The following is a 12,287-nucleotide window of genomic DNA, read 5'->3' as shown; positions in this document are numbered from 1 at the left end:
AGTATCGAATATTATTTATTCTATGGAAATTGAATCTATGAGAAGTCTAAATTCTTCTTGTTTTTTATTAGAAATTAAAAAGGCTATCTCTTGCATCTGGTCACCTTTAAAGTTTGGAATATCTAACCTATATCCTCTAAAAGACGCGTACATTTTATTATACGGAATCTCTATTGTTTGCCATTCTCCAGTGGTCTTAAACTCAGAAATGTAAGAATAGCGATTGTATGTGTTGTCTTTTACTCTGAATTGGTAGTTTTTCCCATCACCCTTAAGTCTCAATACAAACTTTGAGTAGTTATGGCTATCAATTTTTTTGAAATTGTATCTAATAGAAGAAAACCCACCATTATTTTCTGTAGAAACCTTTCCGAAAAATTCCCCATGACCATCATTATTAATCCTAAAATTCCCATCAGATCTTCCACCCATTACTACATCATCAACAATATTCCAATTGGTTAAGCTACTGTTTTCATTAAAATCGAAAATGGTCATATTTTGAATAAAAATTGAAATTATTAATATGTACAAATACCTCATTTCACTGCTTTTTGTAAAGATACAAACGCAGTATCAATTTGGATTTTACTTTTTGAAAACTTTATAAATTGGTTTTAAAAACCAAAACAACTTTCTCAAGAAGTGAATTGACCTGAAGTATGTTACCTTAAAGAGTTTTCCTTGATACTCTGAAACTACTATGGATTCTATTCTTTTATCAGGTTTTAATTGAATTAGTCCGAATCCGCCCCACATTTCTCGGTTCAGACCATCGTGGTTGAATGCACCATTTACATAGTCTAACTCAACTTTATGTACATAATCATTGTTACTGTAGTTATAGGCTTTCATTCCTTTTCTGCACGCTGGGTTAAAACTATCATGGAGAATTATTATGATAGGTTTTTTAGGTATAATTTTTAAAATATTGGTAATATCTTCTAAAACACCTTTTGTGCTATGGTCGCCATCTATCAAAACAAATTCTATGTTTTCATTTGAATCATTGATTTTATTAATTAATTGTGGAATCATTACTTTAGAATCTCCTAAAAGGTATTCTACATTTTTGAGCCTATTACATTGCTCATCTCTATATTCTGGAGTAATATCTATCGCATAGACTTTTTCTGAAAATTCACTCAAAACCTGCAAGCTACCACCATTGTATGTCCCTATTTCTATGGCAACTTCTGGTCGTATATTTTGTAGTAGTTGAATTAATGTAGCTTTCTCAGCCCTAGTCATGGACCATGGAATAGGAAAGTTGCTAGAAATCATATCTTCCATGGGACTATCTCAAGACTAATTTTTTTACTATTTCTTTACCAAGAGATTCGTTGAGCATATTCACGATTTTTTCATTGCCATAGCTTAATTCTTCTCGCAAAACACTTGAACTCAGTTGAACATATAATGTATCATTTTTTAGCTCTATAGCCTTAGTATAATTATTCACACCATTTCCCATAAGATTAGCCCATGCCTCACGAACATTAACCTTATCTAATCCAGATTGAAGGTTATTGCTTTGTACAAATTCCTTAAGGATATCTTGAATGGGTTGATTATCGTTTTTTCGCTTGGACATTATTTGGCTTTAATATAATGGTCTAGTTATTCGATTTCTATATTAATTGGTTGATAGCGCTTATATAAATATACAACGTTATTCTCATTGCGTACTTTTAATTGATTCTCATCTGCATCTAATACAGTTTCTTTCCAATTGAAATATAATGTTGAGTAATATAGATTCAATTCATTGTCCTCAATTTTAGCGGTAATGGCTTCAGCGTCATCAGAAGTAAAATAAGTATCATTTATTCCTGGTTTCATTTTTTTTCTAAATCCTTTAAGACTGTCATTGAGTTGAATATAGTCAATAGTTTCATTGATTGAATATTCTCGTTTTTTGCCGTCAGAAAAAACAACCTCTTTTATTTCCCAATAACCATTTATGTGTTCAATATATTCTTCTGGATTATTTGAACAAGACATTACCACCATGAAAAAAATCAGAACAAACTTTCTCATAATTTAAATAGTTTATAAGATTGATGTATTTGTTTTACAATATTTTCGGTTCGGTCAGCATGTGTATCACTTATAAATATTTGACCGAAATGATCATCGTCAACCAAACTTATTATTTGAGATACTCTATTTTCATCAAGTTTATCAAAAATATCATCAAGAAGAAGAATAGGAGATACACCACTTTGTTGTTTAATAAAATCGAATTGAGCTAACTTAAGAGCAATTAAAAAAGACTTTTGTTGTCCTTGGCTACCAAACTTTTTAATTGGAAATCCGTCAATTAAAAAAATTAAATCATCTTTGTGAATGCCAACGCTTGTATATTGAAGCGCTTTATCCTTGTTAAGATTTTGGTCTAAAAGTTCATTGAGATCATTTTGAAATAAATCACTTTTGTATTTTAAGTTGATAGATTCTTTACTTAAACTTATAGCATTATACCGTTGAAGGAAAATGGGTATAAAAATCTTTAAAAACTCATCACGCTTTTTGAAAATTTCGTTACCATAACCTGTCATTTGCTCATTGTATACAGCCAGAGTATCGGAATTAAATGTACTGTTAAGAGCGAAGTACTTTAAAAGTGCATTACGCTGCGACAAGACCTTATTATAAGAAATTAAGGCGGATAAATAGCTCTTGTCGCTTTGGGAAATAACACTGTCTATAAATTTTCTTCGTGTATCACTACCTTCTATAATTAAATTACGATCGGCTGGTGAAATTATTACTAGTGGAATAAAACCAATATGTTCACTAAACTTCTCATAAGCTTTGCCGTTTCTTTTTATAACTTTCTTTTGACCTCTTTTAAGGGAAACAACTATTTTTTCTTTACGCTCATTTTTAGTAAATGATCCGTCGATTACGAAGAATTCTTCACCATGTTTAATATTTTGAAGCGCTACAGGATTAAAGTAACTTTTACCAAAAGCCAAATGATAGATGGCATCTAATGCATTTGTTTTACCAATTCCATTTGCACCCACAAAACAGTTGATTTTAGAATCAAAATCAAAAACCTGACTTTCAAAATTTTTATAATTAACTAAGGATAGTGTGTTTAGATTCATGTAAAACGAATGTTTCGCCTATTTTTGTTGCCCTAGCTGAGGGTTAACGAGTAAAAAATTATTCAAAAATAACAAATAAATAGGCTTTTAAATCCCAATAAAAATTTTATTTTTGCGCACGCATAAATTGACAAAATATGGCAACGTACAAGAAAAGAGGCTATAAACCAAAAACCAAAAAAGAGAAGGTAGAAATTGTTGAGGAAAACTCAACAACAGCTGAGGTATTTAAGTCTTTGGACGAAGGAGCTTCTAAAACCGAGCAATGGGTTGTAAAAAATCAAAACTATATTTTTGGTGTGATAGGAGCAATCGCTTTGGTGGTATTAGGATATCTAGGATACAATAAGTTTGTAGCTGAGCCTCAACAAAAAGAGGCAATGAATGAAATGTATCAAGCTAAAAAATATTTTGAAGAAGCTGTAAATGGAGTAGAGTCTGATTCATTGTATAACATGACCTTAAATGGTGGTGAAGGAAAGTATGGTATGTTAGATATAGTAAACGAATATGGTGGAACTCCTGCTGCAAATCTAGCAAACTATTATGCTGGTATGGCTTATCTTAATTTAAAAGATTATCAAAATGCAATTACTTATCTAAGTGATTTTTCTAGCGATGATAAAATGTTAAATCCAATCTCACAAGGGGGTATTGGAGATGCATTTGTTCAATTAGAACAATTAGAGGAAGGTTTAGAATATTACGAAAAGGCAATAAACGCAAGTACTAACGATTTCACAACACCGCTATATTTATTAAAAGCGGCTAGAGTATCTATTGACCTTGGAGATAATGCTAAAGCATTAGATTTTTTAAATCGTATCAAAAAAGAATTTTCTTCATCAACTGAAGTAACTCAGGCTGATGTGTTAATAGGTAAAGTACAAGCAAGCTTATAGAATATGGCCACTGCAAATCAGAATTTATCAGATTATGATAAAGCCACAATCCCAAACGCGAAAGATTTTCGGTTTGGGATTGTTGTTTCTGAATGGAACACTAAGATCACAGAAGGTCTTTGGCAAGGTGCTTTCAATGCTTTAATAGATTGTGGCGCACAAAAGGAAAACATTGTTCGTTGGAATGTTCCAGGAACATTTGAGCTAACCTATGGTGCGGCTAGAATGTCCAAGAGCATTTACGCAGATTCTGGAATGCTAGACGCAATAATCGTCATTGGGTGCGTAATACAAGGGGAAACTAGGCATTTTGATTTTGTCTGCGAAGGTGTTACTCAAGGCATTAAAGATCTTAATCTAAAAGGTGATATTCCTGTAATATTTTGCGTTCTAACGGATAACAATTTACAGCAATCAATCGAACGTTCTGGTGGTAAGCACGGTAATAAAGGTACAGAAGCAGCAATAACAGCCATAAAAATGGCTGAACTAAGAAAGACTACAAATTAGTACTGATTTCGTTTAAAAAACTTTTTATTTAAATTTTCTTTAGACAATTGGGTTTGTAAGTTGGCAGGCTTTTTGTTGATAATTTTAAGGAATCATTAAGCAATATATCTCAGTATTTTAAGTACTTTTGAGATATAACAGGTTAAGTAAAAATCCTTTTGTTTAAGCAAAGAAATAATAAACGATTTAGCTATAAACCACGCTTTAATGATTCTTCTGAAGAAAAATTAAAAGATAGTTTTGAGGCTAAGTGGAATGAAGCAAGAGGAAAAACTAAGCGCAGAGGAAGTTTTTTAACATCATTGCCGGCCTTAATTTTAATGCTAGTTGCAATTGTTATATTAATGTATATTCTAGATGGATATATGAAATAAGAGAAGATTATGGGACCTATAAAGTTTACGCTAATTAAAAGACTTCCTCGTAATAAGAGGTTTAATTATACGCCAAGGTATTATAAGGGTAAGAAAGAGGCGGATCATTCAAAATACACAACTAAGTTTGATGCCTACGCAGACACCTATAATAAGAATGATTTTTCTGGTCAATGGCATGAAAGCAGAATAAGAAACAGAACTAGAGATAATTCTGGGTTGAATAGTATTATACTAATCTTAATTGCCATTTTTATTTTAATCTTCTTGTTTATTATAGATTTTGATTTATCCATATTCTCTTTAGGTAGCTAATGGCAGATATCATTCAACTATTACCAGACCATGTTGCGAATCAAATTGCGGCAGGTGAAGTAGTGCAACGACCAGCTTCCGTGGTTAAAGAGCTATTAGAAAATTCTATTGATGCTAATGCAACCGACATCAAACTTATTATAAAAGATGCAGGCAAGACTCTAGTGCAAGTTATCGATAACGGTAAGGGAATGAGTGTAACTGATGCACGGCTAAGTTTTGAGCGTCATGCTACTTCAAAAATTAGAAATGCAGAGGATTTATTTCAACTAAACACTAAGGGATTTAGAGGGGAGGCATTGGCAAGTATTGCAGCAATTGCACATGTAGAGTTAAAGACAAAAAAAGAAGAAGAAGATCTTGGTACTGCAATTGAAATTGAAGGTAGTAAAGTTGTATCTCAAGAAGTTTCTGTTACACCATCAGGGACTTCAGTGGCAGTTAAAAATCTATTTTTTAATATACCAGCGAGACGAAATTTTTTAAAGTCTGATACTGTAGAGCTAAGGCACATTACAGATGAGTTTCACCGTGTTGCATTGGCTCATCCTAATATTAGTTTTACGTTCTATCACAATGGAGGTGAGTTATTTAATTTACCTCAAGAAAACTATAGACAACGCATTGTTCATGTTTTTGGATCTAAAACCAATGAGCGTTTAGTGCCAGTTGAAGAGTCCACTGAAGTATTGAAAATAGACGGTTTTGTTGGTAAACCAGAATTTTCAAAAAAGACCAAGTCAGAACAGTTTTTCTTTGTTAATAATCGATTTATTAAAAGTCCTTATTTAAATCACGCTGTGAAAGCAGCATTTGAAGGTTTAATAAAAAACGGTTATCATCCGAGTTATTTTTTAAATCTAACGGTCGACCCTAAAACAATAGATATCAATATTCATCCGACAAAGACTGAAATTAAGTTTGATGACGAACATACTTTATATGCAATTTTGAGATCTTCAATAAAACATAGTCTGGGTCAATTTAATATTGCTCCAGTTTTAGATTTTGAGCATCAAGAACAATTGAATACGCCCTATAATTACAAGGATAAGGTGGTAAAATCACCTCAGGTTCAGATAGATAGGGACTTTAATCCATTTAAAGATGAAAACTTAAAAAAAAGTTCTTCATTTACAGATTCCTTTACCAGAAAGTCTAAAGAATCTTGGGAAGGATTATATATTGGTTTAGAATCTGATAGTAATTCTTTAAAACAACCATTTGGAGAGACTGTATTTGAAAGTGATGCTCAAACTAAATCTATTTTTGAAAATAATCAATTGGTAGAATCACGGAATACAACCTTTCAGTTGCAATACAAATATATTGTTAGCACCATTAAATCGGGTATGTTAATAATAGACCAAAATAGAGCGCATCAGCGTATTTTGTATGAAGGCTTTTTAAAACATATTACAATTAAAGAAGCCATAAGTCAGCAACTATTATTTCCGATTGAATTGAATTTTGCATCAAATGAGCTTAATATTATTAGTCAACTAAAAAGCGATTTAGAGTTTACGGGATTCGATTTTAAAGATATAAATGAGAAAGGAATTATAATTTCGGGTATTCCAGTTGGTGTTCCTGAAAGTGAGGTTTCAATTATTTTAGAGCAACTCATTAGCGATGTAGAAAACGAAGTGCCAGATGCTAATTTTAGCCCAACGGATTTATTGGCTAAATCAATGGCAAAAAGCTTAGCTATTAAAAATGGTCAAACTCTAGGTAATACTGAGCAAGAACATTTAGTAAATAGTCTTTTTGCATGTAAAGAACCAAATTTATCACCAACCAATAGGCCAACATTTATAACATGGAGTGTTGATGATATTGAAAAAAAATTCAAGTAAAGAAGTATGAGACAATCAATGACAGAAGGTGTAAAGCACTTGTTGATTATTAATGTTATCATGTATGCTGGTATGATGCTAATGGGTAATAACGGTGAGCTATTTATGCAGTGGTTTGCATTATTCTTTCCGAAAAATGAATTATTTCAGCCTTGGCAAGTATTAACTCACATGTTTATGCATAGCAATGCCACTTTTGCACACATCTTATTTAATATGTTTGCATTATGGATGTTTGGAACAGCAGTAGAACAGATATTTGGGATGCGCAAATTTTTAATTTTCTACTTATTATCAGGATTTGGTGCGGCAACAATTCAAATTGCATTTTTATATTTTCAATTTAACACTGGTTTGTCAACATTATTAGGCGCCGGCTTTGGAGAGATTGAGATATTAAGTACGCTAGCAAATGGAGAGTATAATACGCGATGGGTTCCAATTTTGGGAGAAGATTTAAGTAGTTTCGTAGGTTCTTATATTGCACCTATGGTCGGTGCATCAGGAGCAATTATGGGTGTGTTAGTGGCCTTTGGTATGTTGTTTCCAGAATCGAAGTTAATGCTCATTTTCCTGCCTATACCAATTAAGGCAAAATATTTTATTCCTGCTATAATAGGTTTGGATTTGTTTTCTGCATTGACAGGTAGCTCAATTTTTAGTCCAAGTAATACGGCATATATGGCTCACGTTGGTGGTGCATTAACAGGATTTTTACTCATGTATTTTTGGAAGAAAAATGAGACTGATAAATATCGTTGGAATTAGTTATGAGTAACTTTAATAATCTTAAATACAAGTATAATAACCTTGATCTATTCGGTAAAATAATTGTTGTAAACTCCGTTATTTTTGTTTTCTGTTTTTTGATAAGCGTTTTATTAAAATGGGATATTGCACAATATTTTGTGCTACCATCTAATTTTATGGATGCTATACTTCAACCTTGGTCAATTCTTACTTATGGTTTTTTTCACAGTGGTTTCTGGCATATTCTTTTTAACATGTTATTGCTGTTTTATCTAGCCAGAGTGACTACAAATTTATTTAGACCTAAAATGATGCTCAATGTGTTTTTTTTGGGTATTATTTCTGGTGGATTAACCTATTTGACAGTGGCAAATATTCTACCAACAAATTTTGTGAGAACACGTGGCGTACTTTTGGGTTCTTCAGCTGGTATTTCTGCACTATTAATGTTTGTTGCAGTATATATGCCAGAAAACCAAATAAGACTTTTTAACGCCTTTACAGTAAAATGGAAGCACATAGCTATGGCTTTTGTAGTATACGATATATTTAGATTTTTTCTAGGTTTTAATCAAGGTGGATATGTTGCGCATTTTGGTGGTTATCTATTTGGTTATTTACATGCATCAAATCTATTGAAGGGAAAGGATATTGGTTTAGGCTTTGAACGAATGATTAATGGATTGTTTAGTTGGTTTAAACCAAAGTCAAAGCTAAAGACAGTTCACAGAAAAAAAGGAAAAAGTGGCTATACTGGTAAAACAAAGCAAGAGTTTGATGCCTTTAATAAACAAAAGAAAATTGATATGATACTGGATAAGATTGGTAAAAGCGGTTACGACAGTCTTAATTCAGAAGAAAAGGAATTTCTATTTAAAGCCGGTAAGGATTAAAAATTAATGAAAAAATTAAATTTATGGAATAAAATAGTTTTCACCATCAATTCATTGGTGGCTTTTTTGTTGCTGATTTCTTATTTGTTGCCCTATGTTCCGCCTAAAAGCTTCGCGACGATATCTGCTCTAAGTTTAAGTGTGCCAGTTTTAATAATATTAAACATATTGTTTTTTATTTATTGGTTAATGCGTGTTAAGAAACAACTCCTTTTATCCTTATTGGTATTAGTTCTCGGATGGAATCATGTGACCTCCCTTTATAAATTCTCATCATCATTAAATAAGAAGGATAAGGACAATATTTCTATAATGTCTTTTAATGTCAGATTATTTAACCATTATAATTGGATACCAGATAAATCGGTAAGGGAAGATATTATTGTATTCTTTGAAAGTGAAAGCCCAGAAGTAATTTGTTTACAAGAATATACAAGAGGTTTGCCAATAAAGCTCGAAGGTTATAACCATTTCAATGCTCGATATATGAAAAATGTTAGAGGTGGAATGGCAATGTTTTCAAAATATCCAATTATCAATGGTGGTTCCTTGGACTTCCCAGATTCTTATAATAATGGATTATTTATGGATATAGTTAAGGGAAAGGACACCATTAGAGTTTATAATGTTCATCTTCAGTCCTCTGGTATTAATACGGATGTAGAAGCATTAAAAAATGAACCTTCAGATGGGTTATTTTCTCAAATAAAAAATGTATTTCAAAAACAACAAGAACAAGCTGAACTTATAAATCAGCATAGATCTGAAACAAGTTATAAAACAATTCTAGCTGGAGACTTCAATAACACTGCACATTCGTATGTATACAATGAAATTAAAGGCGATTTACTAGATACATTCGAAGAGGTTGGCAATGGTTTTGGTCGAACTTTTGACTTTAAGTTTTTTCCGTTTCGAATTGACTTTATTCTTGTTGATAAAGCTTTTAAGGTAAATGGGTTTAAGAATTACAATAAAAAATTATCCGACCATTATCCAATTAAGGCAACGGTTAAATTAAATCAATAGGCAATCTGCACTATCAGCAATAATATGGCTTAACAAACCAATTGCGAAAAGTCTTGTTTTACCTGGTATTAATAAAACGAGATATAACATAATGGCAGAATAAGAATGAAGAGGGTGAAAGTTGATACTGCATCTACTTGAATCAAATATTGGTGAAGCAAGCAAGTGGTCTAAATCAATAATAAACGCTAGGAGCATTATTAAATACGCTTTAAGCCATTTTTTTCTATAAAACAATAATGACAAGGCCAAGGGCAGAAAAAGATGTATTCCGTAATGAATTATTTGTTTAAGCATTAATCAATTTGATGTCTATTCAAATACAATTCTGTATTTGGACCTTCATTAAATAATAAATCGAGTATGCTTAGATTAGGTATAAATCCATGTTTTTGTAAAAAAACTTGAGTATAAGGTTCCAATTTAATAGCATTAAATTTCTTATTAACTAGATGCCTGTAATCATTAACATTAGGTGGTGATTTTTCATACTGATTTGTGAAAGCCAAGCTAAAATCAAGTTGAAGACATTCTTTAATAATTTGAAAACACTTTAAATTTAGATCTACAATAAATTTGAAATTATCTTCAAATATTGGCATAATATCATCAATATAGAATTCGTAAAAAGGTGACATGCGATAGGCAGATTCTAATGATTTTAAGTGAATCTTTTGCCAGTCATTTTCATTGGAAATTTTAACATCTTTATACAATTGCCTGTTTTTTTGAGTGTAAATAACAGGCACAGTTAACGCTAATTTACCATTGGCGCCATAGATCTCAAAACGATTTCTAAAGGTTTGCTTTTGGTAATTGTCACAGATTTCAAAATAAATTTTATCTGTACTAACAGTAGCTACAAAATGAGCAATATTTGGAAAGTAAGTTGGATGTAGTAAGCTCTGCATTATTTATTTAAACTACTTGCTTGCCTTCGCTTTCTTCTTTTTTCTCCATTTATTCAAGAATGTAATGCTAAAAACAACAACAATAAATGGGATTAAGTACGATGTTCTTTTACCACTCCCGCTAACAGTTGTAAATATTCTGTCCCAACGAAAGCTCCAATTTTTTACACCTTCCATTAAACCATCTATACTCATCCATATAAAAACCGGCTTCCCAAACACATGGTCGTAAGGCACAAATCCCCAAAATCTACTATCAATAGAATTATGTCTATTGTCTCCCATCATCCAGTAATAGTCTTGCCTGAATGTATATGAGGTTGTAGGGACATTGTCAATTAAAATTTCATTTCCTCTAGTTACTACATTGTGCCCCTCATATTCTGAAATGGCACGTTTATATAAGGCTATATTTTCTGTGTTCAATTGAACAGTTGCTCCTTTTTTAGGTATATAAACTGGTCCAAAATTGTCAATATTCCAACTATAATTTGGATCTCTTGGGAATATATCTTCTTGAAAACCCTTTTCTTTTTTTATTGGAATTATCTCTGCAACCTCTGGATGCGCTTTTAATCTGGTAATTGCCCCATCTGTTGCAGCTGGTATTCTGTAATATCCTTCCTGAGTTCCATAACCCAATCCATCAGTGATATCATGTTTATCTAAAATATCATAAATTCTCGAAGGCTGAAGGTTTCTCTTAAACCTTATATCATACGAAAATTGAATATGTGATCGAGGAGGTAATTTATTCTGCTCACTATCAATGAACACATATCCATCTCTAATTTCTAACGTGTCTCCAGCAACACCTACACAACGTTTAACCAAATTAGTCTTTTTATCTATAGGTTTGTAATAATTGCGATCTGGTTTAAATTTATTCATATCCAGAAGTGTATCAGCCGGTTGATTGAATACCACTATATCATTTCGCTCAATTTTTTCAAAACCAGGTAACCTAAAATAGGGTAGCTGAAGTTTGTTAAGTAAACTGGTATTTCTATCCTCAAATTTATCACTAAACAAATATGATTTCTTCTTTAAAACCGGAATTGTATCATGAACCATTGGCGTTGCAACAGTTGTCATAGGTGCCCTTGCACCGTAGTGAATTTTACTAACGATAAGGAAATCTCCTATTAGTAATGACTTTTCTAATGATGATGATGGAATAACAAATGGCTGAAAAAAATAAGTATGTACAATTGTTGCGGCTACTATGGCAAAAAGTATGGATGTAATCCACTCACCTGACGATGTTTTGGGTTTTAGCCTTCTGTTTTCAATATATGTTACATCTTCAACATAATTAAGGTAAAATAGATAAAACCCTAACGTTACTATACAAATAAGAGCATCTTTCTTAGTGTCTTTACCAAAACTACGTGCAGTTTCTACCCAAACTGCAGGTATCATTATTAGGTTTACTATTGGTAAGAACATTAATATTATCCACCACCAGGGACGGCTAATTATTTTCATCAATATCACCCCATTATATATTGGTAAAAAAGCTTCCCAAGCTTTTCTCCCTGTTTTAGTATATAATTTCCATGTGCCAAGCCCATGAATTATTTGTATAACTATTAAAAAGATGAACCACTGTGTCCAGGTCATAATATTAT

Annotated in this window: 16 protein-coding genes; 8 read left to right on the top strand and 8 right to left on the bottom strand. The window is 32.0% G+C overall.

Features of this window, described 5'->3' with window-relative positions; translation table 11 throughout:
- Window positions 1-15: 15 nt before the first annotated feature.
- From DUZ96_RS05070 to recF, 5 genes are read right to left on the bottom strand one after another with little or no spacing between them, the layout of a single operon-like run.
- The gene (locus DUZ96_RS05070; protein WP_114300872.1) at window positions 16-543 is read right to left on the bottom strand and encodes a CIA30 family protein; all 528 of its coding nucleotides are present in this window, start codon (window positions 541-543) and stop codon (window positions 16-18) included.
- Between the two features lie 45 nt (window positions 544-588).
- Window positions 589-1,293 carry a CmcI family methyltransferase gene (locus tag DUZ96_RS05065; protein WP_114300871.1) on the bottom strand — a complete coding sequence of 235 codons (705 nt, stop codon included), beginning with the start codon at window positions 1,291-1,293 and terminating at the stop codon, window positions 589-591.
- Between the two features lie 4 nt (window positions 1,294-1,297).
- Window positions 1,298-1,594 (bottom strand): DUF721 domain-containing protein, encoded by a 297-nt coding sequence (locus DUZ96_RS05060; RefSeq protein WP_114300870.1) that lies wholly within the window; start codon window positions 1,592-1,594, stop codon window positions 1,298-1,300.
- 26 nt (window positions 1,595-1,620) lie between these two features.
- On the bottom strand, window positions 1,621-2,040 hold the full coding sequence (locus DUZ96_RS05055) for a lipocalin family protein (protein WP_114300869.1): 420 nt from the start codon (window positions 2,038-2,040) through the stop codon (window positions 1,621-1,623).
- Entirely contained in the window at window positions 2,037-3,116 is a 1,080-nt protein-coding gene (gene recF, locus DUZ96_RS05050) for a DNA replication/repair protein RecF (protein ID WP_114300868.1), read from the bottom strand. The genes DUZ96_RS05055 and recF overlap by 4 nt, the downstream gene beginning before the upstream one ends.
- Window positions 3,117-3,253: 137 nt before the next feature.
- Between recF and DUZ96_RS05045 the strand changes: the two genes are divergently transcribed.
- The 8 genes from DUZ96_RS05045 (at window position 3,254) to DUZ96_RS05010 (ending at window position 9,745) form a co-directional block, all read left to right on the top strand.
- Window positions 3,254-4,018, top strand: a complete 765-nt coding sequence (locus tag DUZ96_RS05045; protein WP_114300867.1) for a tol-pal system YbgF family protein — start codon at window positions 3,254-3,256, stop codon at window positions 4,016-4,018.
- A gap of 3 nt (window positions 4,019-4,021) precedes the next feature.
- Entirely contained in the window at window positions 4,022-4,528 is a 507-nt protein-coding gene (gene ribH, locus DUZ96_RS05040) for a 6,7-dimethyl-8-ribityllumazine synthase (protein WP_114300866.1), read from the top strand.
- A gap of 158 nt (window positions 4,529-4,686) precedes the next feature.
- A complete protein-coding gene (locus DUZ96_RS05035) occupies window positions 4,687-4,902 on the top strand; it encodes a hypothetical protein (protein ID WP_114300865.1) in 216 nt (71 codons plus the stop codon).
- A 9-nt stretch (window positions 4,903-4,911) separates the two neighbouring features.
- Window positions 4,912-5,217 (top strand): hypothetical protein, encoded by a 306-nt coding sequence (locus DUZ96_RS05030; protein WP_114300864.1) that lies wholly within the window; start codon window positions 4,912-4,914, stop codon window positions 5,215-5,217.
- Window positions 5,217-7,073: a DNA mismatch repair endonuclease MutL gene (gene mutL / locus DUZ96_RS05025; protein ID WP_114300863.1), complete on the top strand. Its 1,857-nt coding sequence runs from the start codon at window positions 5,217-5,219 to the stop codon at window positions 7,071-7,073. Before DUZ96_RS05030 ends, mutL begins: the two co-directional genes overlap by 1 nt.
- A gap of 6 nt (window positions 7,074-7,079) precedes the next feature.
- Entirely contained in the window at window positions 7,080-7,841 is a 762-nt protein-coding gene (locus DUZ96_RS05020; RefSeq protein WP_114300862.1) for a rhomboid family intramembrane serine protease, read from the top strand.
- A gap of 2 nt (window positions 7,842-7,843) precedes the next feature.
- The gene (locus tag DUZ96_RS05015; RefSeq protein ID WP_114300976.1) at window positions 7,844-8,716 is read left to right on the top strand and encodes a rhomboid family intramembrane serine protease; all 873 of its coding nucleotides are present in this window, start codon (window positions 7,844-7,846) and stop codon (window positions 8,714-8,716) included.
- Between the two features lie 6 nt (window positions 8,717-8,722).
- Window positions 8,723-9,745: an endonuclease/exonuclease/phosphatase family protein gene (locus DUZ96_RS05010; protein ID WP_114300861.1), complete on the top strand. Its 1,023-nt coding sequence runs from the start codon at window positions 8,723-8,725 to the stop codon at window positions 9,743-9,745.
- Here the strand turns inward: DUZ96_RS05010 and DUZ96_RS05005 are convergent.
- The 3 genes from DUZ96_RS05005 to lepB are packed head-to-tail and all read right to left on the bottom strand — an operon-like array spanning window position 9,734 to window position 12,279.
- Window positions 9,734-10,042, bottom strand: coding sequence for a DUF6122 family protein (locus DUZ96_RS05005; RefSeq protein ID WP_114300860.1), 309 nt, complete (start codon window positions 10,040-10,042; stop codon window positions 9,734-9,736). The two genes, DUZ96_RS05010 and DUZ96_RS05005, sit on opposite strands and share 12 nt — an antisense overlap.
- On the bottom strand, window positions 10,042-10,656 hold the full coding sequence (locus DUZ96_RS05000) for a WbqC family protein (protein ID WP_114300859.1): 615 nt from the start codon (window positions 10,654-10,656) through the stop codon (window positions 10,042-10,044). Before DUZ96_RS05000 ends, DUZ96_RS05005 begins: the two co-directional genes overlap by 1 nt.
- A gap of 12 nt (window positions 10,657-10,668) precedes the next feature.
- On the bottom strand, window positions 10,669-12,279 hold the full coding sequence (gene lepB / locus DUZ96_RS04995) for a signal peptidase I (protein ID WP_114300858.1): 1,611 nt from the start codon (window positions 12,277-12,279) through the stop codon (window positions 10,669-10,671).
- Window positions 12,280-12,287 lie beyond the last annotated feature (8 nt).

This window comes from Winogradskyella sp. KYW1333 (assembly GCF_003335675.1).
Taxonomy (GTDB): Bacteria; Bacteroidota; Bacteroidia; order Flavobacteriales; family Flavobacteriaceae; genus Winogradskyella.
Note: the sequence above shows the minus strand (reverse complement) of the source record. Positions and strands in the feature narration are given on the sequence as shown.

Excerpts from the sequence above, each read along its gene's own strand:
- DUZ96_RS05000 (WP_114300859.1), bottom strand. The coding sequence starts at position 10,656 with ATGCAGAGCTTACTACATCCAACTTACTTTCCAAATATTGCTCATTTT.
- DUZ96_RS05020 (WP_114300862.1), top strand. The coding sequence starts at position 7,080 with ATGAGACAATCAATGACAGAAGGTGTAAAGCACTTGTTGATTATTAAT.
- recF (WP_114300868.1), bottom strand. The coding sequence starts at position 3,116 with ATGAATCTAAACACACTATCCTTAGTTAATTATAAAAATTTTGAAAGT.
- DUZ96_RS05005 (WP_114300860.1), bottom strand. The coding sequence starts at position 10,042 with ATGCTTAAACAAATAATTCATTACGGAATACATCTTTTTCTGCCCTTG.
- DUZ96_RS05015 (WP_114300976.1), top strand. The coding sequence starts at position 7,844 with ATGAGTAACTTTAATAATCTTAAATACAAGTATAATAACCTTGATCTA.
- DUZ96_RS05060 (WP_114300870.1), bottom strand. The coding sequence starts at position 1,594 with ATGTCCAAGCGAAAAAACGATAATCAACCCATTCAAGATATCCTTAAG.
- DUZ96_RS05070 (WP_114300872.1), bottom strand. The coding sequence starts at position 543 with ATGAGGTATTTGTACATATTAATAATTTCAATTTTTATTCAAAATATG.
- DUZ96_RS05045 (WP_114300867.1), top strand. The coding sequence starts at position 3,254 with ATGGCAACGTACAAGAAAAGAGGCTATAAACCAAAAACCAAAAAAGAG.
- mutL (WP_114300863.1), top strand. The coding sequence starts at position 5,217 with ATGGCAGATATCATTCAACTATTACCAGACCATGTTGCGAATCAAATT.
- lepB (WP_114300858.1), bottom strand. The coding sequence starts at position 12,279 with ATGACCTGGACACAGTGGTTCATCTTTTTAATAGTTATACAAATAATT.
- DUZ96_RS05065 (WP_114300871.1), bottom strand. The coding sequence starts at position 1,293 with ATGGAAGATATGATTTCTAGCAACTTTCCTATTCCATGGTCCATGACT.
- DUZ96_RS05030 (WP_114300864.1), top strand. The coding sequence starts at position 4,912 with ATGGGACCTATAAAGTTTACGCTAATTAAAAGACTTCCTCGTAATAAG.
- DUZ96_RS05055 (WP_114300869.1), bottom strand. The coding sequence starts at position 2,040 with ATGAGAAAGTTTGTTCTGATTTTTTTCATGGTGGTAATGTCTTGTTCA.
- DUZ96_RS05010 (WP_114300861.1), top strand. The coding sequence starts at position 8,723 with ATGAAAAAATTAAATTTATGGAATAAAATAGTTTTCACCATCAATTCA.
- ribH (WP_114300866.1), top strand. The coding sequence starts at position 4,022 with ATGGCCACTGCAAATCAGAATTTATCAGATTATGATAAAGCCACAATC.